Source organism: Variovorax sp. F042 (assembly GCF_057814215.1).
The window spans coordinates 386061-409640 of the sequence record NZ_JBVASX010000002.1 but is presented as its reverse complement, the minus strand read 5'-3'; the positions used below and the strand labels follow the sequence as shown (position 1 = coordinate 409640).

17 protein-coding genes and 1 pseudogene are annotated in these 23580 nt (G+C 68.1%); 8 read left to right on the top strand and 10 right to left on the bottom strand.

The genetic code is table 11. The annotated features are described in order from the left end of the window. Window positions 1–34 precede the first annotated feature (34 nt). On the bottom strand, window positions 35–6016 hold the full coding sequence (locus ACZYSP_RS10370; RefSeq protein WP_371258802.1) for an alpha-2-macroglobulin family protein: 5982 nt from the start codon (window positions 6014–6016) through the stop codon (window positions 35–37). Window positions 6017–6281: 265 nt separating this feature from the next. Here ACZYSP_RS10370 and opgC point away from each other — a divergent pair, with 265 nt between their 5' ends. Continuing rightward, window positions 6282–7424, top strand: coding sequence for an OpgC domain-containing protein (opgC, locus tag ACZYSP_RS10365; protein WP_093049285.1), 1143 nt, complete (start codon window positions 6282–6284; stop codon window positions 7422–7424). A gap of 10 nt (window positions 7425–7434) precedes the next feature. Here opgC and ACZYSP_RS10360 read toward each other — a convergent pair whose 3' ends face one another. The 3 genes from ACZYSP_RS10360 to ACZYSP_RS10350 all read right to left on the bottom strand — a co-directional run bounded on the left by ACZYSP_RS10360 (window position 7435) and on the right by ACZYSP_RS10350 (window position 9660). Beyond that, complete coding sequence (locus ACZYSP_RS10360; protein ID WP_093050382.1) at window positions 7435–8193, bottom strand: SGNH/GDSL hydrolase family protein; 759 nt, start codon at window positions 8191–8193, stop codon at window positions 7435–7437. A gap of 101 nt (window positions 8194–8294) precedes the next feature. Next, window positions 8295–9056: an anti-sigma factor gene (locus ACZYSP_RS10355; RefSeq protein ID WP_093075638.1), complete on the bottom strand. Its 762-nt coding sequence runs from the start codon at window positions 9054–9056 to the stop codon at window positions 8295–8297. Between the two features lie 28 nt (window positions 9057–9084). Beyond that, window positions 9085–9660 (bottom strand): RNA polymerase sigma factor, encoded by a 576-nt coding sequence (locus ACZYSP_RS10350; protein ID WP_371127341.1) that lies wholly within the window; start codon window positions 9658–9660, stop codon window positions 9085–9087. 166 nt (window positions 9661–9826) lie between these two features. On the opposite strand from ACZYSP_RS10350, the gene ACZYSP_RS10345 reads away from it, so the two are divergent. Continuing rightward, a complete protein-coding gene (locus ACZYSP_RS10345) occupies window positions 9827–10366 on the top strand; it encodes a hypothetical protein (protein ID WP_489014088.1) in 540 nt (179 codons plus the stop codon). Window positions 10367–10396: 30 nt separating this feature from the next. Further along, window positions 10397–11707, top strand: coding sequence for a hypothetical protein (locus ACZYSP_RS10340; RefSeq protein WP_093075636.1), 1311 nt, complete (start codon window positions 10397–10399; stop codon window positions 11705–11707). A 19-nt stretch (window positions 11708–11726) separates the two neighbouring features. Here ACZYSP_RS10340 and ACZYSP_RS10335 read toward each other — a convergent pair. The 4 genes and pseudogenes from ACZYSP_RS10335 to ACZYSP_RS10320 all read right to left on the bottom strand — a co-directional run. Further along, window positions 11727–12536: pseudogene (locus ACZYSP_RS10335) on the bottom strand (ABC transporter substrate-binding protein); the annotation flags it as partial. A gap of 20 nt (window positions 12537–12556) precedes the next feature. Then, entirely contained in the window at window positions 12557–13927 is a 1371-nt protein-coding gene (locus ACZYSP_RS10330; RefSeq protein WP_093075635.1) for an MmgE/PrpD family protein, read from the bottom strand. Window positions 13928–13985: 58 nt separating this feature from the next. After that, entirely contained in the window at window positions 13986–14960 is a 975-nt protein-coding gene (locus tag ACZYSP_RS10325; protein ID WP_093049305.1) for a Bug family tripartite tricarboxylate transporter substrate binding protein, read from the bottom strand. A 47-nt stretch (window positions 14961–15007) separates the two neighbouring features. Next, a complete protein-coding gene (locus ACZYSP_RS10320; RefSeq protein ID WP_093075633.1) occupies window positions 15008–15700 on the bottom strand; it encodes a GntR family transcriptional regulator in 693 nt (230 codons plus the stop codon). Window positions 15701–15837: 137 nt separating this feature from the next. Here ACZYSP_RS10320 and ACZYSP_RS10315 point away from each other — a divergent pair, with 137 nt between their 5' ends. From ACZYSP_RS10315 to ACZYSP_RS10295, 5 genes are read left to right on the top strand one after another with little or no spacing between them, the layout of a single operon-like run. Beyond that, window positions 15838–17028: a CaiB/BaiF CoA transferase family protein gene (locus ACZYSP_RS10315; protein WP_093075631.1), complete on the top strand. Its 1191-nt coding sequence runs from the start codon at window positions 15838–15840 to the stop codon at window positions 17026–17028. Window positions 17029–17038: 10 nt separating this feature from the next. Then, window positions 17039–17848, top strand: coding sequence for an enoyl-CoA hydratase (locus ACZYSP_RS10310; RefSeq protein WP_093075630.1), 810 nt, complete (start codon window positions 17039–17041; stop codon window positions 17846–17848). Between the two features lie 23 nt (window positions 17849–17871). Beyond that, window positions 17872–18858 carry a zinc-binding dehydrogenase gene (locus ACZYSP_RS10305; protein WP_093075628.1) on the top strand — a complete coding sequence of 329 codons (987 nt, stop codon included), beginning with the start codon at window positions 17872–17874 and terminating at the stop codon, window positions 18856–18858. 51 nt (window positions 18859–18909) lie between these two features. Further along, window positions 18910–19881 (top strand): Bug family tripartite tricarboxylate transporter substrate binding protein, encoded by a 972-nt coding sequence (locus ACZYSP_RS10300; RefSeq protein ID WP_093075627.1) that lies wholly within the window; start codon window positions 18910–18912, stop codon window positions 19879–19881. 57 nt (window positions 19882–19938) lie between these two features. Then, window positions 19939–20616 carry a GntR family transcriptional regulator gene (locus ACZYSP_RS10295; protein WP_093075625.1) on the top strand — a complete coding sequence of 226 codons (678 nt, stop codon included), beginning with the start codon at window positions 19939–19941 and terminating at the stop codon, window positions 20614–20616. 18 nt (window positions 20617–20634) lie between these two features. On the opposite strand, the gene ACZYSP_RS10290 is transcribed toward ACZYSP_RS10295, so the two are convergent. After that, a complete protein-coding gene (locus ACZYSP_RS10290) occupies window positions 20635–22113 on the bottom strand; it encodes a rhomboid family intramembrane serine protease (protein WP_093075624.1) in 1479 nt (492 codons plus the stop codon). Window positions 22114–22132: 19 nt separating this feature from the next. Continuing rightward, a complete protein-coding gene (gene argH, locus ACZYSP_RS10285; protein WP_093049331.1) occupies window positions 22133–23530 on the bottom strand; it encodes an argininosuccinate lyase in 1398 nt (465 codons plus the stop codon). Window positions 23531–23580: the final 50 nt, after the last annotated feature.

Here is a 23580-nt window from a genome sequence, read left to right as displayed (position 1 = left end):
GACCGCCGGTGAAGAAGCGATGACCGCTAAATTGTTACTTCGCCGCCTCCACCTTCACCCGTGCATTCGGCGCCTCGCCGAACATCTCCGGCGCGTACATCGCCTCGACGCGGCTTGGCGGCAGCGCGAAGTCGCCGACGTTGTTCAGGCGCACGGTGTATTCCATCTTCACCACGCCCTTGGGCAGGTACTCGTAGTAGCTGCGGAAGGCCTCGAAGCTGCGTTCCTCGAAGGCGGCCCAGCCGGCGCCCGACTTCTTCTCGCCCTGGGTGGCGATCTGCGAGTCGCGGCCGAGGCCGCCGCCGAGGATGGTGGCACCACCAGGAATCGGGTCGCTGATGACGACCCAGGTCATGTCGGCGCTGGCGTTCACCTCCAGCGTCACGCGCAGCACGTCGCCGCGCGTGTACTTGCCGGCGGTGGCCTGCTCGACCGGCGTGATGGTCTTCTTGATGGCGTAGCCGGCCGCGAACGGCGCCTTCAGCTGCACGGCGGCAATCGACTGCAGCGTTAGCCACGGCTTGCCGGTGCCTTGCTGCGTTACCAGCAGGGTGTCGCGCACCGGTGCGCCCGACGGCGATGCTGCCCACGGCAGGAACATCGTGTTGTTCTTCAGGTTGCCCGGCGATGCGGGCGCGCCGAAGAAGGTGGTCTGGTTCGGTGCACCGGCCGGGTCGCTGGTCTTCACGCGTTCGACCTGGCTCCAGTTGACCTGGGCCTTCACTGCACCGAGCGTGGCGGCAGTGACGCCGGCCACCGGCGTGCTTTCGAACACCTTGCTGAACTTCTCCAGCGCCAGCCCGCCCCACAGGTTGGCGGTGGTGGTGTGCCATGCGCCGTTCTGCTGACGGCCGATGAAGCCGTTGGCGAGCTTGCCGATGTCGTCCTTCCAGCTCGGGTCGTCCATCACGCTGAGCAGCAGGCGGGCGGTGTTGACGTCGCCGTTGGTCATCAGCCACCACCAGTAGTCGTCCTGCTCGGTGCTGAAGATCAGCTTGGTGCCCTGGTATGAGAGGCGGGCCTTCAGCACGTTGTTGGCTTCGTCCAGGCGCTGCTGGCGCTGCGGCACGTCGTTCACGCGCTTGAGGATGTTGAGCCAGTCGATCACCGCGCTGGTGGGCCACTGGTTCGGCGCGATGGTGATGCTGCCGAGCATGCTGCCCTTGGCCTTGCCGTAGCGCGAGAGCGCTTCGAGCGCGGCGAGCTTGCGCACGTCGAGGTCCTTGCGCGGGCTCCAGAACTCGCGCGTGATGCGGCCTTCGACGAAGGCGATCAGGCCCGACTCCATCGGTGCGCGCACGTCGTCGGCCAGCGCGAAGGCCGGGTTGAGCTGCGCGGCCTCGTTCGTCGCCGCGAGCAGGTACGACGTGAGGATGTCGCTGCCGCGGTTGGCCTCGCCGTCGCGCGGCGGGAAGTAGTTGGCCAGGCCGTCGCTGTCGAGGTACGTCGGCAGCTGGGCCAGCACGCCCTGCCACATCTTCGCGTCGCGCAGGCCGACCGATTTGCTGGTCTTCTGTTCGAGGCAGATGAAGGGGTAGTTCGCGAACCAGTCGCGCACGCCTGGCAGGCCTTCGGCCAGCTTGGGCTGCAGAGACAGCTTGAGGCCGCCGCGGCCGGGGAGGGCGTCGGCGGGCGGTGCCACGTCGAGCGTGAACGGCCCATCGACCTGCACCAGCGTGGCCTGCTGCACCGTGAGCGGCACCGAAGGCACGATGCGCTGGCGCACCTTGAGCGCATCTCTCGCACCTTGCGCGCCGCTGATGATGTCTTTCGCCTCGATCTCCCACAGGATGGCTTCGGCGCGCGTCTGCGCGAGCTGCGCGGGCGCGGTCACGGTCCATGCCACTTCACGCGCCTCGCCGGCCGGAATGTCCACGGTCTGCGGCTCCAGCGTGAGCAGGGTGGCGCGCGGCGTGGCCTCGACCTTCATCGGCTTCTGCGTGGTGTTGCGCAGCGTGATCTGCGCGCGGAACTGGTCGTCCTCGCGCACCAGCGGCGGCAGGCCGCTGATGATCTGCAGATCCTGCGTGGCCTGGATGCTGGCCTGGCCGGTGCCGAACAGGCTGGTGCCCGAATCGGCCACCGCCACGATCTTGAAGGTGGTGAGCGCGTCGTTCAGCGGCACCGTCACCACGGCCTGGCCGTTGGCATCGAGCACCACTTTCGGGTTCCACACCAGCAGGGTGTCGAGCAGTTCGCGCGTCTGGCCCTTGCCGCCGCCACCGCCCGCGGGCACGGCCTTGCGCCCGTAGTGGCGCCGGCCGACGATTTCCATCTGCGCGGTGGAGGTGCTCACGCCCCAGCTGCGTCGCTGCAGCATGGCGTTGAGCAGGTTCCAGCTGTCGTTGGGCATCAGCTCCAGCAGGGCCTGGTCGACCGCGGCCAGCGCCACTTCGGCACCTGCCGCCGGCTTGCCGTCGGGCAGCTTCGCGCTGATGGTGACCTGCGCCTTGCTGCGGATCGGGTAGCTGGGCTTGTCGCTGGTGACGGTCACGTCGAGCTGGTGGGCGCGCGTGCCGACGCGGATCTCGGCCATGCCGAGGCGGTAGGCCGGCTTGCTCAGGTCGACCATGGCGGTCGGCGCCACGTATTCCTTGCCTTCGTACCAGAAGGCCGTCCACCACTCGCGCGGCGACTTGAAGCCCCAGGTGAAGAAGCTGTACCACGGCACTTCGCGCAGGCGGCCGCGCAGGGCGAGCACGCTCACGTAGGCATTCGGGCCCCACTCGGGCTTGACCTGCAGGGTGACGGTCGGGTCCTTGCCGTCGAGCTGCACCACGTGCGTTTCGATGATGCCTTCGCGTTCCACCGCGACCAGCGCGGTCGCGAAGCGGAAGGGGCTGCGCACCTGGAACTTGGCGACTTCGCCGGGCTGGTAGCTCTTCTTCTCGGGCAGCACGTCGATGCGGTCGTTGTCCTCGCCGCCGAACCAGAGCTCGCCCTGCTTCGTCACGTAGACGGAGCTCACGGCCTTGGCGTCGCGGCCGTCGCTGTCGGTGGCGCTGGCAATGAGTTCGACTTCGCCGGCTTCCTTCAGCTCCGACTCGCACAGCAGCAGGCCGCGTGCGTCGCTCTTGCCGCTGCAGACGGTGCCGATGTCCTTGGTCTCGGTCTTGTTGTCGTAGGTGTAGAAGCCGCCCACCATGCGCTTGCGGCTGGTGGTGGTGATGCGCGCCACGGCGCGCACGTTGAGCGTTACGTTGGCCTGGGGCTTGCCCGTGAGGTCGAGCGCGAGCGCCTGGAACTTCAGCTTCTGGGCGGTGGAAACCCAGCCCTCGGTCTTGATGCCGGCGATGACGGATGCGGGCCACAGCGTCTGCGTGCTGCGGATGGTCTGCACCTCGCCGTTCGGGTCGGCGTACGTGGCTTCGAGCAGCAGCTCGCGCGCGGCCTTGACCTTGGGCACCTTGTCGATGGTGACCTTGCCGCCGCCGTCCTTGTTCAGCGTGAGCGGCAGCTTGTCGGCGATCACGCGGGTGTCGTTCACGCTGTTGAGGTCTTCCTCGCCGGCGCTCGTGTCCGCGGCCGGTGTGGCGGCCTCGGTGCCGTCGCCCTGCGTGGCGCGCGGCGGGTTGAAGCTGAAGGCGTCGTAGTCGGAGAAGCTCAGGGCCTTGCCGCGCACCATGGCCGACACGCGCACCGGCAGGTTGGCGGCGCCGCCACCGGCAACGTAGTTGATCTGCACGTCGGTGGGCACGCTGGTGGCTGCCACCAGCGGCTTCTTCTCGGTGGGCGAGATGCGGCCTTCGAGCACGGGCAGGCGGAATTCCTCGACGCGGAACATGCCGGTGCTGAAGCTGCGGGCGTAGTCCTCGTCGCCGTCGGACTCGCCTTCTCCGTTGGCATCCTTGCCTTTGCCGGTGCGCAGCATCACCTCGTACACGCCGAGCTTGGCTGCCGGTGGAATGGGGAATGTGTTCTCCGCGCTCAGGCCGCCGGTGGCCGTCTTGCGCCAGTTCAGCGGCTGCGTGAAGCGCTGGCCGCTGCCCGTGTGGGTAATGACGAGGGTGTCGGGCCGGTTCTCCGGCAGGCCGAAGCCCTTGCTGGTCTGCGTGCGGATCAGGCTCTTCATCGACACCGTTTCGCCGGCGCGCAGCAGCGTGCGATCGAAGATGGTGTGGGCGACGCGATCGGGTTCGGCCTGCAGGTTGGTCGGCACGTTGAAGCGCCAGGGCTCGATGCCGCGCTGCCAGTCGCTCCAGGTGAAGGCGAGGTCTTCGACGCCCTTGTCGTCCTTGGCGCGGGCGCTGACGAACCAGGCGCCCGTTTCGTATTCGTTCGGGCCGTTGCACGACGGCGGCTGCGGCGACACGCCGTTCAGCATGACGATGCCGTTCGCATCGGTGGTGCCGCTGGCCACGGCCTTGCCGTCGCAGCCGGACACGCGCACTTCGGCGCCGGCCACGACCTTGCCCTTGTCGAGCGTGGTCACCCAGGCCATCGAGTTCTCGCGGCCCAGCTTGAAGTGCACGGCCAGGTTGGTGGCCAGCGCGGTGGTGCGCACGTACATCGTGCGGCCGGCGTTGTAGCGCTCATCGAGCAGCGCCTCGCCGAGTTTCTGCGAGGCGATTTCCAGCACGTGGAAGCCGGGAGTCAGCGGAATGCCGATGACTTCGAAGGGGCGCGGATCGCCGGCGTCCGACTTGGGCATGTCGAGCGCCTTCACGCCCGACTGGCCCGCCAGCAGCGACAGCATGCGCGTTTGCAGCGTGGTGCGGTCGTCCTTGTCGATGACCGGCGGCAGCGGGCCCTTCACGTCCTTTCGGGCTTGCTCGCGCGAGATGGTGAAGCTGTCGTAGCGGCGCACCTTGCGGAACCACGCGATGATTTCCGCGTCGGTCTTCGGGTTCATGTCGCTCACCTTGCCGGGCGTGAGGGCGTTCACCATCAGCTTCGGCTCCACGCGGCGCACGGTGACCGGCATCATGGCCGGGGTGTCGGGCTCGGCCAGTCGCTCGACCACGCCGAAGGGCGAGGCGGCGAACTTGGCCAGCGGCGGCATCATGCCGGTCGCCACCTTCAGCGGGAAGGTGCCGGGCGAAGCCAGCGGGCGGCCCGAGGCGTCCTCGAACTTGGAGGGCAGCTCGATGCTGTATTGAGTGCTCTCGGCCAGCGGCGGCTCGAAGCTCACGCCGTTGACCACGTCATCGTCGCTCTGCGTGCCGCCCTCGTTCTCGAGCTTGGCCTTGATGGTCTTGTCGCCCTTGAGCTGGATCTGCGCGGCCAGCTTGCGCGTGACCGGTGCATTGAACGTCAGCTGCATCGGGCGCAGCGGCAGGCAGGCGGCCTGCGCGTTCTCGCGCTCGCAGGTGAACGAGACGGCGAAGGGCTCGCGCACCTGGAAGTCGAGGCGGCGTTCCACGTTGTTGGGCACGCCGGAAGGCGTGGCCACGCCCTTGCCGTAGACGACCTGCACCTTGGCGCCGGGCGTCAGCGTGCGGTTGCACTGCATGGTGACGAAGCGCAGCGGGTCTTTCTCGGCCGCCTTGTCGCGGCCGAAGGCCTTGAGCAGGCCTGCGCGCTGCTCGCCGTCGAGCAGCTTGACGGGAATGCGCTCGCCCACGCCGTCGGCGGCGCACCAGATGTTCTGGCGCACGCTGTCGAGCGTGGCCGCGCCGTTGAGCTCGAGCACGAACATCTGCTGTTCGTCGATGCGGCTGTAGCTGCCCGGCATGTAGTTGCGCACGAAGGGGCCGCCGGTGTTGAACTGGTAGCGCTCGGGGCCGGTCAGCTCGCCGCTGGCGGGCTTGAAGGTGGGAATGCGGGTGACCGTGCAGCGCACGCCGGGCGGCAGGTCGTTCTCGAAGTCGTAGACCCAGGCCTTGGCGTCGGTCCAGCGGCCCGTGCCCTTGGCGGCCTGCGCGTCGGTGCAGCTCACCGTGAGCGGGGCGGGGGCCTTGGGGTCGCCGAAGTTGACGGCGGCCTGGTCGAACTTGGCAACGACCTGGCGTACGCGCGCGACCTCGCCCTGGGGCGTGAGGCTGGTGATCTGGAGGGCAAAGCCCGGGCCGGCCATGAGGACGCCGCCGGCCAGGAGCAATGTTGGAAGGAAACGGTTCACTTTTTTGTATCTCCACCTTGAGGCAGCGCGCAGCGTAGCCGATTTGCGCGACGCTTCGGCAGTGCCAACAGTCATAGGCCGTCGGCGCTGTCCGGAGGTGCGCTCACTACGACGGTGTCATTCGCGCGCACCCCGGAACGTCTTTACACCGGCCTTCTTACAATCAGCCGCTGTCGTGCGTGCGCCGCGCGGACCGCCACCAAGACCTCGCCGCCGACCGATGAAACGCTACTGGGAAATAGACGCCTTGCGCGGGCTGATGCTCGTGCTGATGACCGTCACCCACCTTCCCACCCGGCTGACCGATCCGCTGGGCCAGCCTTTCGGGTTCGTTTCGGCGGCAGAGGGCTTCGTGCTGTTGTCGGCCTTCGTGGCCGGGCTGGTGTACAGCCGCATCGGCTATCTGCGCGGGGTCGATTCGATGCGCCAGGCCTTCTGGCGGCGCGTGCTGAAGGTCTACCTGTGCCAGGCGGCGATCCTGCTGTTCCTGTTCACGGTGATCGCGGCGGTGGGGCTGCACATCGACCAGCCGGCCGTGAAGAACCTGGTGTCTTACTACCTGGCGGAGCCGCGTGAGGGCTTCCTGTTCGGGCTGCTGCTCATCTACGAGCCGGCGCTGCTCGACATCCTGCCGATGTACATCTTTTTCATGCTTTTGAGCCCCTGGGTGCTGGCCTTCGCCATGCGCCATGGCTGGACCTGGGTGATGGTGGCAAGCGCGACCGTGTGGGCGGCGGCGCAGTTCGGGCTCAGCGAATGGGTCTACGGGCTGGCAGAGCGCTACCTGGGTGTGCCGGTGCCGTTCCACGAGATGGGCGCGTTCAACACCTACGCCTGGCAGTTCCTGTGGTTCGCGGGGCTGTGCATCGGCGCCACCCGCAACGGGCCGGAAGCCCGGCCGCTGCGCTTTCCGGCGTGGCTGCTGGTGCTGGCGGCGGGCATCGCGCTGTACGGCGTCTATTGGCGCCACACCGGCATCAACGGGCAGGCGCCGTTCGGCGGCGACGTGGAGCTGAACCTGCTGTTCGACAAATGGCAGCTCGGGCCGCTGCGGCTGGTGAACCTGGTGGCGCTGGGCATCCTGGCGGTGCGCTTCGGGCCCTGGCTGATGCGGCGCATTCCGCGGCTACGCTGGCTGGAGGCGATGGGCTCGGCCTCGCTGCCGGTGTTCTGCGCGCACCTGGTGGCGGTGCTGCTGGTGCTGGCCTTCTACGGCGACAGCCAGACGGCGCGGCCATGGTGGGGCGACGGCCTGCTGCTGCTGGCGGTGTTCTCGGGGATGTACTTCGTGGCGCGTTTCACGCGTGGGGCGGACGTGCCGCCGCCGGCGGACGACGTGCCGTCGGAGCCCGCGCCGGCCTGAGCGCCCAGGTTCAGGGCAGGCTGGCCGTCGGCGGCGCGGGCGGAACAGGCAGGTGCGGCGCGATCACCGAGTGCCAGAGCCGGTAGCCCTCGTCCGTCATGTGCAGCCTGTCGCCCCGGAACAGCTCCATGCGCGGGCGGCCATCCGCGCCGAGCATCGGCGTGTAGATATCGATGAACTCACTGTTGGGCAGCAGGTTCAGGTAGGCCGAGATCACGTGATTGGTCTCGCGGATCTGCGGCATCAACTGCTCGCGCGAGGGGCTGGGCTTGACCGAGATGAAGCTGATGCGCGCATCCGGCAGCTCGGCGCGCACCGCGTTGGCAAAGCGCGCGAAGCTGTCGAGCACCTGCAGCGGCGTGCGGCCCTCGGCCAGGTCGTTGTCGCCCGCATAGACCATCACCTGCCGGGGCTTGTAGCGCACCACGAGGTCGCGCGCGAAGAGGCTGCAGTCTTGCAGCGTCGAGCCGCCGAAGCCGCGGTTGATCACGCCGCCGGGCACGCGCGCGAAATCTTGCTGCAGGCGGGTCCACATGCGCACCGTGGAACTGCCGACGAACACCACGCCGCCGGGCGCGGGAAAGCGTTCCTGGTCGGCGCGCGCAAAAGCCGCGAGCTCGTTGTGCCAGCGGTCCTTGGCGGCCAGGTAGTCGCGCGCGGCCGCGGCCTCGGCAGCGGCCGTCTCGGATTCCTGGGGGAAGAAGCTGGACTGGGCGTGCGCTGTGAGCGCTGCGGCGAGCAGGGCGATCGCGGCCAGCGCGGTTTTCATCGAATGCATCGGAAGAACGGAAGAAGGGCGGGGAGCGAGCGGTAGGCGGATTTTCCATCACGACGCCCAAGGGGCCGTGATCGTTGACAGCCGGGTCTCGCCTAGATGGTTTTCTCGATGAGCGCGCCCTTGAACAGGACCGGTCCTTTCGGCCCGCTGCCCGGCGGGACGCCGCCCTTGGCTTCGAGCGTGATGGCCAGCGCAGGCACGGCATGCACGTCGGACTCCGATGCCGCGAGGCGCAGGCCCGGGGCGTTGTCGAGCACACCCAGCGATCGCGGCGCGCCGCCCGGCGGCAGGGCCCAGAGCTGCAGCGACTTGTCGTTGCCTTCATTGAAGCCGCCCACGCGCTGAAGCACCAGCTGCTTTTTCTTGGGGTCGAAGGTCACGAGCATCGAGGCTGCGTCCTTGTCGTCGCTCAGCACGGCCACGTACTGCACCGCCGGGGCGTTGTGCAGCTGGTCGCGCAGGTTCAGGCCGACCGCCACGGCCAGCACCGTGGCCAGCGCGCCGGCGGCGGTGGCGCCGCGCCACAGCGTGAGGCTGCGCAGCCAGCCGCCTTGGCGCGGCTCGCTGTCGGCCTTGGCATTGGCGGCATCGCGTTGCCGTTCGATGGCGAGTGCCGACTGCTCGGCGTCGATCATGTTGCGGATGCGGGTCCACACGGCCGGGTCGGGCGCGACCGAGGTTTGCAGCTCGGTCATGCCCGCGAGCCGGCCTTGCCAGACCAGCGCGGCGGCGCGCACCGGCGCCTGTTCGCGGGCCAGGGCTTCGAAGCGGCGTCGGGCGCCGCCGCGCAGCGTGCCGAGCGCATGGCTCGCGGCCAGCAGTTCGAGCAGTTCGGGGTGGGCGATGAGGTTCATTGGGAGGCTGCCTTGTTCATCGTCGCTCTCACGCAAAGCGCCCCATGCAGACGCGCAGCTTTTCCAGCCCGCGCCGGATCCACGTCTTGACCGTGCCGAGCGGCAGCTTCAGTTGCTCGGCCAGCTCGCCGTGGCTCATGTCGCGCAGGTAGGCCAGGCTGACCACCTCGCGCTGGCGGCCCTCTAGCTGGCTCAGGCACTGGTGCAGCGCCCAGGCCTGCTCGCTCGCATCGGCGGTGTCGGCCGGGTTGGGCGCGTCCGATTCGAGCTGGTCGGCCATGAGCTCGTCGAATTCCTGGGTCAGCTGGGCGCGGTCGGCGGTGCGGCGGCGCAGCAGGTCGAGCGCCCGGCTGCGCACGATCAGCCCGAGCCACGCCAGCGGCGGGCTGAGCGAGGCGCGATAGTCGCCAGCGACTCGCCAGACAGTCAGGAAGGCCTCCTGGAGCACGTCCTCGGCCCATTCGCGCTGCCGCACGACGCGCATCGCCAGGCCCATCAGCCTGGGCGAGGTGCGGTCGTAGAGCTGGCGCAGGGCGGCTTCGTCGCGATGGCCGATGCGGTCGATCAGCGCCATCAGTTCGGCGTCGGGGCTGGGAGCTGGCATCCGCGGATTGTGGGGCATCGATGCACATGCCAGATATACGGGGCGCCCGGGTGGCCGGATTCATGCTGCAGGCCCGATTTCAGGTCGAATGCAGTCTTTAGGAAACATTCGGCAACGTATACTGCCCGCAAAATTTAGAGGGACGCGCACACGCGCGAGCGGGGAAATGAAGCAAATTGCGATTGCGATCGTGCTCTGCGTGGGCGCGTGGTATTTCTTTATCGGCGGTCGCAAGCTCGACGAGCCGGTGGTGCGCGACTACTACCAGAAGGAAGCGCGCGCCATTGCCGCCCGCGACGCCGACAAGCTGTGCAAGCAGCTCAGCCGCAAGGCCGTCATCGACAGCAAGACGACCATGATGGGCCGCACGGAAGAGACCTCGCACAACCGCGACGAGGCCTGCGAGGCGCAGCACAAGACCTTCGAGATCCTGCGCCGCGTCGGCGACCAGATGGGCGGCATCCTCACCCTCGACTACGACTACCACATCGATTCCGTCGAAGTGGCGCCCAACCGCAAGAGCGCCATCGTCAAGGGCACCAGCGTGCTGCAGATGGGCGAGTCGGTCATTCAGCTCAAGACCAGCTTCACGCAGCGTCTGGAGAGCGAGCTGGGCCAGATGCGCCTGGTGCATGCCGAAGAGGCCACCGTGGTGCGCCTGGGCGGCCGGGGCGCCATGAGCCAGAGCGATTTCTTCCGCAAGTAAGCGAATCCATAAAAACAGGGGGTCGTTGCCATGATCGTCGTCAAGGATGCGGCGCCGCCGCCACCGCCGTTCTGGCACCGCCTGAACAGCTTCTTCGCCTTTCCGTTCCAGATGCGGCCGCTGGCCTATGGGCTGCTGCTGTCGTTCTGCAGCCTGTTCTTCGACGCCATCTTCTTTTTGCCCGACGCGCTGGCGCTCTTCGTCATCGAGGTCGGCATCATGCTGGCGGCCAGCCGCTACGGCTTCAAGATCATTGCGCTGGGCGCGCGCGGCATCCGCGATTCAGCCGACTTCGGCCGCGAGTCCAGCGACGACTGGACCTACCTGCCGTGGAAGCTGTTCGCGATCACGATGGTGCAGGCCTTTCTCATCGGCTGGCTTGCCTGGTACGCGCCGATCCTCGGCACGGTGGGGCTGTTCGTCATGTCGTTCACGTTCCCGGCGGCGGTGATCGTGCTGGTGCAGTCGGCCAGCTTCTTCCAGGCGATGAACCCTGGCAACGTGATGGACGCGATGCGCATCATCGGCTGGCCGTATGCGCTGCTGTGCTTCTTCCTGTTCCTGCTGAGCACGGGCGCGCAGGTGGCGCTGTCGATGCTGCTGCCGATGTTCGACGGGCGCATCGCGCTGCCGGTGATCAACTTCGCCTTCATCTACTTCGGCTGGGTCATGGCGAGCCTGCTGGGCTACGTGATGTTCCAGCACCACGACGCCTTCGGCTTCGACGCCGTGCCGGGCAGCGAGCTGGGCGACGGCGCCACGGTCGACCGCCGCACGCCCGAGCAGATCGCCGCGCAGCGCATGGACGCAGAAGTGGCGCAGCTGATCACCGAGGGCGACCTCGCCGCCGCATTGGGCTCGGCCTACGAGGCCCAGCGCACGGCCGCGTCCGACGACCTCGCGGCGCAGCGCCGCTACCACCGCGTGCTGGCGCTGATGCCCGACAAGAAGGACACGATGCTCGATCAGGCGCGGCGCTTCATCCCGCTGCTGATGCGGCGCGACCTGGCCTCGGAGGCGCTCAAGGTCTTCAAGGTCTGCAAGGAAAAGGACAAGGCCTTCGCGCTCGACGATGCCGCCATGGTGATCGCGATGGCGCGCGCCGAATGGCGCAACGGCGATGCGCACGCCACGCTGGCACTGCTGTCGGGCTTCGACAAGCGCTTTCGCGGCAACGAGGCGATTCCGCAGGCCTACGAGCTGGCCGCCCGCGCGCTGGTGCAGGGGCTGGGCCGGGCCGACATGGCGCAGCCCATCCTGACGACGATGGAGTCGCGCTACCCCGACAGCGAGCAGACGCAGGAAGTGCGCTGGTTGCTGCGGCCGACCCCGGCGGCCTAGCGCGCGGTATTACGAGGCGCGGCGCCACGGCGGCGCCCTCGATGCCGTGCCGTTTCAGCGCCTCGCCAACGAAGCCTGATGCCTTCATCTCCTCGATGAAATCGCTGAGCCACGCCTGCGCAGCGAGCCGGCCCTTCGGCACGCCCATGGCCTGCTCGATCACCATGAAGCGGCCCGGCAGCAGGCGCACGCCGCCCACTCGCGCGGCATCCGCTTCCAACTGCTGCTTCACGCCGGCGGCCACGTCCAGGTTCTGGGCCAGGAACTGGTTCGTGACCTCGGGCGAGGTCGGCGCGCGCACCAGTGTGGCGGCCTTCAGCTCGCGCGTGAGGAACAGGTCGTAGGCGCTGCCGCGGCCCACCACGACGCGGGTTCCCGCACGGTCGACATCGGCGTTGCGCTGCAGCGGCGAGCCGTTGCGAACCAGGTAGGCGCCTTCGATGATCACGTAGGGCGCGGTGTATTCCATGTCCGCCGCGCGCACCGGGTCGATGGCGACAAAGGCCATGTCGACCTGCCGCGCCTTGACGGCTTCGACCACGTTGCCGGCGGAGTTGAACTGCACCAGCTCGACGGCCAGGCCGAGGCGGCGCGCCGCCTCGCGCGCAAGGTCCACCGAGACGCCGCTCGGCACGCCACCCGCGCCGCGGCTGGCGAGGATCGGGTTGCCGAAGTTGATGGCGGCGCGCAGCTTGCCGGTGCCGCCGAGCTCCGCCGCCGCGGCTGCCTGCGAGCTGGCCCTGGTGCCGGCGCAGCCCGCCAGCAGGAGTCCGCCCGCGGCGCAGAAGGCGCGGCGGGCGATGGCGTGGGAAAGGTCGGACGGTTTCATGCGTGCCTCCGTTCTCCGTATCAGGGCCGGGCCAGCGCCACAAGGCTGCGCACATCGGCGGCAGTGCCCAGCGACCAGCAGGCCGCAAGAAGCTCGCTCGTGCGCTCCGCGCCCAGGATGCCGTCAGACAGTCCATGGAACTTGCGCTCCAGGTCCGCGTCGCTCATGGGGCGTTGCAGCGAGCCAATCGCGTGTTCGATGAACACGTGCTCGCGGCGGCCATCGGTCAGCACCGCGGTCACGTCGGCGCTGGCTTCGTCGATGCTGTCGTCCACCGTGGCCACCACCTTGCGACGCAGGGCGACCACGTCGGGCCGCGTCACGATGTCGTCGGCGAACTCTTCCTCGGCCGCGCGGCCGAACAGCAGGCCGGCCGCGCACCCGTGGTACACGCTGAACTTGCCTTGCAGCCCGTCGGCCGGCTCCTTCTTGCCCGTGAGTTCGAGCACCAGCGAGTGCACCTTGAGCTCGATGCGTTCGATCTGCTCCGGTGCAATGCCGCGCTCGCGCAGTTGCACGCAGGCGTCGATGCTCGGGTGGATCACGATGCCGCAGGCAAAGGGCTTGTAGCTGTTGAATGAAATCTCGAAACGCTCGCCGAGCTCGTCGGTGACTTCGTTCCATGCGTACCTGGTCGACACCACCTGCGCCCAGCCGCGCGGCGCCTCGATCGCCTTCGGGCTCGCGGTGTAGCCGTGCCGGGCCATCAGTGCGGCCATCAGGCCGGCGCGCGCCGCGCCGCCCGGATGGAATGGCTTGGTCATGGTGCCGAACTGCTCGCGCAGGCCGACCGGCTGCGATGCGGCGATGCCGAGCGCCATCGCCGTGCGGTCCGCATCCAGGCCGAGCAGGCGCGCGCAACCCGCCGCGGCGCCGAACATGCCCGTGGTGCCGGTGATGTGCCAGCCGCGGTCGTAGTGCTCGGGGTAGACGGTGTTGCCCAGGCGGCAGGCAACGTCGATGCCCAGCACCAGCGCATCGAGCACCGCGCGGCCGCTCGCACCGGTGTGCTCGGCCAGCGCCAGCACGGCGGAGGCCACCGGGCCGGCGGGGTGGATGATGGTCTTCAGGTGCGTGTCGTCGAAATCGAAGGTGTGCGAGCTGATGCCGTTGAGCAGCGCCGCGTTCGCGATGTCGACTTTCTCCGTGCGGCCGAGCACGGTGGCCTGCGGTGCGGGCTGCAGCATCTGCACGGCAGCCAGCGCGGCCTCGACGGCTTCGTGCCGCGCGGCGCCCACGGCGCAGCCCAGCCAGTTGAGGAAGGTGCGGTGCGCCTCGTGGTCCACCGCGTCGCTCCAGCCGCGCGAGGCATGGCCCGCGACGTACTCGGCAAGGATGCGGGTGATGGGAGGTGCGTTGTGGTCTGCGGCGACCTGGGTATTGCGGGCCATGTGTGTGAAAGCCTTTGGTGGATAGCTGGGAAGGAAAAAAGGAAAACTGTGGCGGGCTTCAGGTCGTGAGCTCGATCTTGCGGTCGCGCGCGAGTTGGGTCCATCGCGCGACGTCGGCGCGGATGTAGTCGCCGAACTGCTGCGCGCTCATGGGCATGGGCTCGACGGCCTCGATCGCCAGCTTCTCGCTGAGATCGGGCGCCTTGAGCACGGTGTTGAGCGTGTCGTTGAGCAGCTTCACGACGGCGGGCGGTATGTTGGCCGGGCCGACCACGCCGTACCACTGCATCGCGTCGAAGCCTTTCAAGCCCAGCTCCTCGAGCGTGGGCACGTCCTTGATCTGTGGGTGGCGCGCCTTGCCGGTCACTGCCAGCGGACGCACGCGGCCCGACTTGATGTGCGGCATTGCCGCGGCCAGGCCGGGGAACATGGCCTGCGTCTGGCCGCCCATCAGGTCGTTGAAGGCTGGCGCCACGCCGCGATACGGCACGTGCGTCATCTGCAGGTCGGTCTGCTGCTTGAAGAGCTCCATCGTCAGGTGCGTCAGCGAGCCCGCACCGGCCGAGCCATAGCTGAGCTTGCCCGCGTTGGCCTTCGCGTACTCGACGAACTGCCTGAAGTCCTTCGCGGGCAGGTCGGCGTTGACCACCAGCACGTTGGGCGTGCCGCCGATCATGCCGATCGGCGTGAAGTCCTTGACGGGGTCGTAGGGCACCTGGCGCGTCGCGGGGCTGGTGCCGTGCGTGGCGACGTAGCCCTGCATCAGCGTGTAGCCGTCGGCCGGAGCGCGGGCGGTGTTCTGCGAGGCGATCACGCCGCCTCCGCCGCCCTGGTTGTCGACGATGAAGGTCTGGTTGAGCAGCTTGCCCCAGCGCTCGGTGACGGTGCGGCCCACCATGTCGCTGCCGCCGCCGGCCGCGACCGGCACGATGTAGCGGATGGGCTTGTTCGGAAAGTCCTGCGCACGCGCAAGACCGTGCATCCCGAGGAATGCGGAAGTAGGAATGGCCAGTGTGAAGGCGCGGCGTTGCATGAATGTCTCCTGGTAGTTGTTCGGGCAAGAGCGGCTGCGCCGCGCGTTCAGTGGCGACGGCTCTGCAGGCGGTCGTAGGCGTCGCTCACGTGGCGCGCCATGAGGTCTTCGCAGCGGGCGATGTCGCCCTTGCGCAGCGCGCGGGCAATGCGCGTGTGCTCGGCGATCGACGCGCGCATGCCCATGTCCTGCGAGAGGTTCTTCAGGCGCGACAGGTGCAGCTTCTGCACGATCGTCCGGTAGGTCTGGGCCAGCGCGTGGTTGCCCGCCGCCTCGACGATGGCCCAGTGGAAGGCGAGGTTCTCGCGGTAGTAGCGCTGCACGTCGTGGGCGGCAAAGGCCGCGTTCATGGCGGCGATGGAGGCGTCGAGCACATCGGCCAGCGCGATGCGTTCCGGCTCGGCCAGCCGCGCCGCGCGGCGCCCGGCAAAGCCGTCGAGCAGGCCGCGCATCTCGTAGAGGTCGTGCACTTCGTCGCTGGTCGGCTCGCGCACGAAGACGCCGGCGTGCTTGCGCGCGACCACGAGTCCGGTGCTTTCTAGTTCGCGCAGGGCCTCGCGCACCGGCACCCGCGAAACGCCGAGCCGGGCGGCAACGTCGGGCTCGTTGATGCGCTGGCCGGTCTTCAATTCGCCCCGCAGGATCATCGCCAGCATGTCGTCTCGCACCAGCTTTGCGAGCGGGGTGTCGCGCACGGTCGAGAGGTGATCGGAGGCCTGTTCGGCGAGCCAGGGCAGCATGCGGAGATCCTTTGTTTGCCGGAATATCGTATACGATTGCCGCCTTTAATGTCCACTGTTTATATAAAAGTGTTGACACTTTGGGTTGTCGATGAAAACAATCTGGCCCGTTCAAGGTCCTTCTTCATCGAGCCCGCATGCCCCATCTGCCTGCCTCTTCCGCCCTGCAACGCTTTCGCGTCATCGACCTGACCCAGGTGCGCGCCGGGCCCACGGCCTGCAGGCAGCTCGCCGACTGGGGCGCCGACGTGATCCAGGTGCAGATGCCCGAGCACATGCGCGGCGACGACACGCTTGGCGGGCAGGACGGCTCCGACTACCAGTACACCCACCGCAACAAGCGCTCGATCACGCTCAACCTGAAGGAAGAAGAGGGCGTCGCCACCCTGAAGCGCCTGATCGCCAGTGCCGACGTGGTGGTCGAGAACTTCAGGCCCGACGTGAAGTTCCGCCTGGGCATCGACTACGAAACGCTCTCGGCCGACAACCCGGGCCTGGTCTACGCCAGCATCTCGGGCTTCGGCCAGAGCGGTCCGCTTGCCAAGCGACCGGGCTTCGACCAGATCGCGCAGGGCATGGGCGGCCTGATGTCGGTGACCGGCCTGCCGGGCGACGGCCCGGTGCGCGTCGGCATCCCGATTGCCGACCTTTGCGCCGGCATCTTCGCGGCGCAGGGCATCCTCGTGGCCCTGCTGGAGCGCGAAGCATCGGGCCGCGGCCAGTGGCTGCACACCTCGCTGCTGGAGGCGATGGTCTACATGATGGATTTCCAGACCTCGCGCTACCTGATCGACGGCGAAGTCGGCACGCAGGCGGGCAACTTCCACCCGACCAGCATCCCGACCGGCGTCTACAAGGCACGCGACGGCTATCTCAACATCGCCGTGTTCGGCTCCAAGATCTGGGAGCGCTTCTGCCAGATCCTCGGCGCGCCGGAATGGACCGAAGACCCGCGCTATCACGACAAGGCTTCGCGCTCCGTCAACCGAGACACGCTCAACGCCGAGATCGACCGCCGGCTGGCCGCGCAGGACTGCAGCCACTGGATCGAGCAGTTCAACGCCGGCGGCGTGGCCTGCGGCCTCATCAGCGACATGCGCGAAGTGTTCGAGGAGCCGCAGATCCGGCACCTCGGCATGGTCAAGGACGTGGTCTCGGCGCGCCTCGGCCCGCAGCGGTTGGTCGGCCAGCCGATGCAGCTCGAACGCACGCCCAGCACCATCGCCCGCGCAGCGCCGCGGCGCGGTGAACACACGGAAGAAGTCCTCGGCGAACTGGGCCTCGGCCCGGACGAGCTTGCCCGAATGAAAGCGACCGGAGTCTATTGAAGAGAAGAGCATGACCAACCCCACCTACGCACCCAGCACCGAACGCGTGCAGACCTGGCTCGACGCCAGCACGCTGCACATCCGCTTCAACAACCCCGCGCGGCACAACGCGCTGTCGGTCGACATGTGGGAGGCTGTGCCGCATCTGCTGCGCGTGGCGCAGGACGACGACCGTGTGCGCCTGGTCGTCTTTTCGGGCGCGGGCGAGAAGGCCTTCGTCTCGGGCGCCGACATCTCGCAGTTCGAGGACATGCGCGCGGCGCGCGAGGCCGTGGCCCGCTACGAGGCCATGGCCGAAGACGCGCTGATGAGCATCCACGACTTTCCCAAGCCCACGCTCGCCTGCATCCGCGGCTACTGCATCGGCGGCGGCGTGAACGTGGCGATCAGCTGCGACATCCGCATCGCGGCGCAGGACGCGGTGTTCTCCATTCCGGCGGCGCGCCTCGGCCTGGGCTACCGCTACTCCGCGATGAAGAACCTGGTCGACCTGATCGGCCCCGGCGCGGCGAAAGACCTGTTCTTCACGGCCCGCCGCATCGATGCAGCCGAAGCCAAGGCACTGGGCCTGGTAACGCGCGTGAGCGAGCCGGATGGGCTGGAACAACTGCTCGCCGAATACACCGGCGCGATGGCGGAGAACGCGCCGCTCACCATTGCGGCGGGCAAGGCGATCACGCGCGAAATCCTCAAGCCCTCGCCGGAGCTCGACCTGGCGCTGTGCAACTCGCTGATCCGCGGCTGCTTCGAAAGCGCCGACTACACCGAAGGCCGCACCGCCTTCATGCAGAAGCGCAAGCCGGTCTTCACCGGACGCTGAGAAGAAGCAAGGAGACAAACACCATGCAGTCGTACTGGATGCAGATGAGCGACGAGGCCGCGGCCCTCGAAATACGCGACACGGCTGTGCCGCAGCCGGGAGCGAACCAGCTGCTGGTGCGCATGCGGGCCGCGTCGCTCAACCGCGGTGAGTTCGTGTCGGGCCATGGCCTGCACGGCCAGGCCGGGAGCTGGAAGGCGATCGGCGGGGAGGGGGCCGGCGAGGTCGTTGCCGTCGGCGCGGAGGTCACGCGCTTTCGCGCGGGCGACCGGGTGATGGGCCGCTGCGCAGGGGCTTTTGCCGAATACGCGCTGATGGAAGACATCGAGGCGATGGCCATGCCGGCCAGCCTGTCGTGGGAAGAGGCCGCCAGCGTCGCGCTGACCTTCCTGGTGTCGTACGACATGCTCGTGCTGCAAGGCCGGCTGCGCGCGGGCGACTGGGTGCTGATCAACGGCGTGTCTTCCGGCGTGGGCGTGGCTTCGCTTCAACTTGCCAAGGCGCTCGGCGCCAAGGTGATCGGCACCTCGGGCTCGGCCGACAAGCTGGCGCTGCTGCAAAGCCTGGGGCTCGATGTCGCGATCTGCACGCGCACACCCGACTTCGCGGCCGCCGTGCTGGAGGTGACGCAGGACCACGGCGCCGACATCGTCATCAACACCGTCGGCGGCACGGTGTTCGCGGAAAACATCCGCGCCATGGCCTTCGAAGGCCGGCTCGCCACCGTCGGCTATGTCGACGGCGTGGTGAAGGCCGAGCTCGACCTGGCGGCCCTGCATGCGAAGCGGCTGGCCGTGTTCGGCGTGTCCAACAAGCTGCGCAGCAAGGCGCAGCGCGCAGCGGCGCTGCCCGCCTTCGTGGCCGACGTGCTGCCGCACATTGCCGCGGGGCGGATCAAGCCGCACGTCGACCGCGTCTTCGACTTCGCCAGGCTGCAGGAAGCGAAGGACCGGATGGAAGCCGGCGGCCATGTCGGAAAGATCGTGCTGCGAATGCCGCCCGCGGGCTGATCGATCCGTCCCGAAGCGCGCGACGAAAAACACAATGAAGGAGACAAGCGCATGAACACCAGAAACCTCGTCATGACCCTCGGGCTGTGCGCCTTCGCGAGTACCGGCTGGGCGCAACCGGCGGACTACCCGAGCAAGCCGGTGCGCCTCGTGATCGGCTTCGCCCCGGGCGGCGCGGCCGACTATGTGGCCCGCGCGATGGGCGATGCCTTCGCCAGGGCGCTCGGGCAGCCGGTGGTGATCGACAACAAGCCCGGCAACGGCTCGAGCATTGCCGCGGAAATCGTGGCCAAGGCACCGCCCGACGGCTACACGCTGCTGATCGCAAGCCCGAGCAGCATCTCGGTGAACCCGGCGCTCAACCCCAGGCTGGCCCACTCGGCGCGCGACCTCGCGCCCGTTACCAAGATCACCACCTCGCCGCTGGTGCTGGCCGTCAACCCCGCGACCGGCATCCGCTCGGTGGCCGACCTTGTCGCGGCGGCGAAGAAGGACCCGGGCAAGCTCAACTACTCGACTTCTGGCAACGGCTCGGCGCCGCACCTGGGCGCGGCGCTGTTCGGCCAGATCACCGGTGCCGAGATGACGCACATTCCCTACCGGGGCGGCAGCCTGGCGATCCAGTCGGTGATGGCGGGCGACACGCAGCTGACCTTCGGCACCTCGCCCTCGGTGCTGCCCATGGCCAGCGGCGGCAAGCTGCTCGCGCTGGCCGTCAGCACGCGCGAGCGCTCGCCGCTGGTGCCCGGGCTGCCGGGCATGAAGGAGGCGGGCCTGCCCGACTACCACCTCGAGTTCTGGTACGGCATGTTCGTGCCCGCCGGCACGCCGCCGGCCGTGGTGAAGAAGATCTACGACGCGACCGTCACCGCGATGCAGCAGCCTTCGGTCAAGGCCTCGCTGGCGCGAGACGGCACCGAGGTGTCGGTCTCCGCGTCGCCCGAGGCGTTCGGCAGCTTCCTGGCGGAGGACGGCAAGTTCTGGGTGAAGCTGGTGAAGAGCGCGAACGTCAAGGTCGACTAGCCGCCGGCCAAGGCGAGGCTGGGCGGAGCGCAGTTGGTCTGAAGTTAGGATTGCCGCATGCCTCCGCCATCTTCCAGCACCCGTGGTTCCGCACTGTCGGATGCCATCGTCAATGAACTCAAGCAGCTGATCTACACCGGGGAGTTCAAGCCGGGGGAGCGGCTCAACGAGGCGGCCCTGGCACTGCGCATGGGCACCAGCCGCGGACCGATCCGCGAGGCCATCAAGGTGCTGGCGGGGCTGGGCATCGTCAATGCGGTAACCAACCGCGGCGTGTACGTGCGGCAGCTTTCGCTGCGCGAGATGCTGGAGATCTACGAGATGCGCGCACTGGTGTTCGGCTACGCGGCCGACCGCGCCTGCGAGCACCTCACCGAAGAGCACAAGAAGCAGTTCGAGTCGCTGCTGTCGGCAATGGACGCCGCCTGCGACGCGGAAGACGGCACGCTCTACTACGAGCTGAACCTGCAGTTCCACGCGCTGATCCTCACGCTGTCGAACAACCGTCGCGCCCACCAGGCCTACGACGACTACGTGAAGGAACTGCACCTGGTGCGGCGCAAGTACTTCAACGCACCGGGCAACATGCGCCGCTCGAACATCGAGCACCGCGCGATCTTCGAGGCGATCGTGGCGTCGAACCGCGCGCGTGCGCGCTCTGCCGCCGAACGCCATGTGCTGGCTGGCCGGGCGCGGCTGCTGTCGAATTTCGAAGAGCCGATGCCGGGCGGCTGACGCCCGCTCAGGCGCTTGTCAGGCGCGCTGCAGGGCGCGCGTGACCATGTCGTTCGGCGCCAGCCGCAGCAGGTGCGGCAACAGGCCCAATGCCTTTTCACGTTCGCCGGCATGCAATAACCCGTTCGCGCACACGGAGAGTGTGTCGGCCAGCTGCGGATGATCGGGCGCGGTCTTCAGCAGGATGCGGCACAGCATGTCGGCATCGCCGAACTCGCGGATGCGGGCGAAGCGGCGCGCGAGCCGGGCCATGTCGTCGGGCTTCAGGCGCAGCCCCGGCTTGGCCTGGTCGAGGTAGGTCTTGTAGCTGGTGTGCTGCAGAGCGATCGTCTCGGGGTCGGTGCCAGGCAGGCGGAAGATGCGGCGCGCGGCCTGGTGGAAGTCGTCGCTCGCGGGCTGCAGCCGCGCGGTGTTGAACCAGGCGCGCAGCGTGTCGGCGTCGTTGGGGCGCAGGGCGGCGGCGGCGCGCCACTCGGCGCAGGCGGGCTCGAACTTCATTGCGGCGGCCAGCCGGCGTGCGGCGGCCACGTGCGCATCGAAGTGGTCGTCGTCGTTCGTCATTTCCGACTTGACGGTTTCGGGCGTTTTCACGCGGCCCAGCAGCATGGCGCCGGTCATCAGCGCAGCGCCGGTCAGCAGGCCACCCAGGTGAGCCATGTAGGCGATGCCCTGGCCGCCCAGCCAGTGCTGCATCAGCTCGTTGACGATCCAGGCCGGCAGCAGCAGCAAGGCCGGTGCGGTGACGTAGTTGAAATAGAAGAACAGCTGGTAGAAGAAGCGGATGCGCCGCAGCCGGTACATCACCGCGTACATGCCCATCAGCGCCGAGATGGCGCCCGAGGCGCCGAGCCCGTAGCCCTCCTTGCCGGCATAGGCCCAGCCGGCCAACAGGGAGGAGCCGACGGCGCCCAGCAGATAGAACGTCAGGTAGGTGCCGCGCCCCAGCGCCAGCTCGACCGAGAAGCCGAACAGGAAGAGGAACAGCATGTTGCCCAGCAGGTGGCCGGTGCTGCCGTGCAGGAAGGCGGCGGTGATCCAGGTCCAGGGCTTGAACTCGGCGTCCTTGTTGTAGTCCTGCGACCAGCGCTCGGTGAAGGGCGCCGGCAGCATCGCCTCGTACTGCTGGCGGTCGCGCTTCCATTCGCCGTACTGCGGGTTCGTGGGCTTGATGACCTCGTCGGCCCGCAGCTTTGCCAGGAACTTCTTGTCGTTCTGCAGGCCTTCCAGCAACTGCGCATAGGCCTCTTCGTGCGGCAGCATGCGCCGGGCCAGCTTGCCGCGCTTGGGGTCGGTTTTTTCCAGCCATTCGACGAAGGGCGGCAGCTCCAGTTCGGGCAGCACGCTCTTCGTGTAGTAGTTGGCGGCACGCTCGCGCGTGTTCTCTTCACTGCGCTGCGGCCCCCAGAACACGAGCATGTTCAGGAGGATCAGCAGCACCGTCATCCACGGTGGGTTGCGCCAGCTCGGTTTGTTCTCGAGCGGGATGGCGTAGAACACGGTGCGGCCGCCGGTGCGATCAGCCGAGGCGGGCGCGGTGGCGCGCCACTTGCGCCTTCACCTGCGCCGGGGCGGTGCCGCCCAGGATGTTGCGTGCGTTCAGCGAGCCGCGCAGGCTCAGCACGTCGTACACGTCCTTCTCGATGCCCGGGTTGAACTGCTGCAGCACGGCCAGCGGCAGCTCGGCCAGGTCGACCTTGTGCGAGGTGGCGGCCTTGACGGCATGCGCCACCGTTTCGTGCGCGTCGCGGAAGGGCAGGCCCTTCTTCACCAGGTAGTCGGCCAGGTCGGTGGCGGTGGCGTAGCCGCGCAGCGCAGCCATTTCCATGGCCTCGGGCTTCACGGTGATGCCGCCGATCATCTCGGCAAAGATGCGCAGGGTGTCCTTGAGCGTGTCGACGGTGTCGAACAGCGGCTCCTTGTCTTCCTGGTTGTCCTTGTTGTAGGCCAGCGGCTGGCCCTTCATGAGCGTGATGAGCGCCATCAGGTGGCCGACCACGCGGCCGGTCTTGCCGCGCGCCAGCTCGGGCACGTCGGGGTTCTTCTTCTGCGGCATGATCGACGAGCCCGTGGTGAAGCGGTCGGCGATCTGGATGAAGCTGAAGTTCTGGCTCATCCACAGGATGAGTTCTTCGCTCATGCGGCTGATGTGCACCATGCACAGGCTGGCCGCAGCGGTGAATTCGATCGCGAAGTCGCGGTCGCTCACGGCGTCCAGGCTGTTCTGGCACACGCCGTCCATGCCCAGCGTCTTGGCGACCAGTTCGCGGTCCAGCGGGTAGCTGGTGCCGGCCAGCGCGGCGGCGCCCAGCGGCAGGCGGTTGACGCGGCGGCGCACCTCGCCCATGCGTTCCGCATCGCGGCTGAACATCTCGACATACGCCAGCATGTGGTGGCCGAAGCTCACCGGCTGCGCCACCTGCAGGTGGGTGAAGCCCGGCAGGATCACGTCGACGTTCTTCTCGGCGATGTCCACCAGTGCCTTCTGCAGCTCGACCAGCAGGTCGCCGATGAGGTCGATTTCGCCGCGCAGCCACAGGCGCACGTCGGTGGCGACCTGGTCGTTGCGGCTGCGGCCGGTGTGCAGGCGCTTGCCGGCGTCGCCGACCAGCTGGGTCAGGCGGGCCTCGATGTTCAGGTGCACGTCTTCGAGGTCGAGCTTCCACTCGAAGGCGCCGGATTCGATTTCGGCGCGAATCTGCGCCATCCCGCGTTCAATGGCGGCGTGGTCCTGCACGCCGATGATCCCCTGTGCGGCCAGCATGCCGGCGTGGGCCAGCGAGCCCTGGATGTCGGCCTGCCACAGGCGCTTGTCGAAGAAGACGCTGGAGGTGTAGCGCTTCACCAGGTCGCTCATCGGTTCGGAGAAAAGGGCCGACCAGGCTTCGGATTTCTTGTCGAATTGGTTTTGGGTCATGGGAGCCGTCCAGGAGGCAATAATGGGTTGGTCACCCGATGGATCTGATG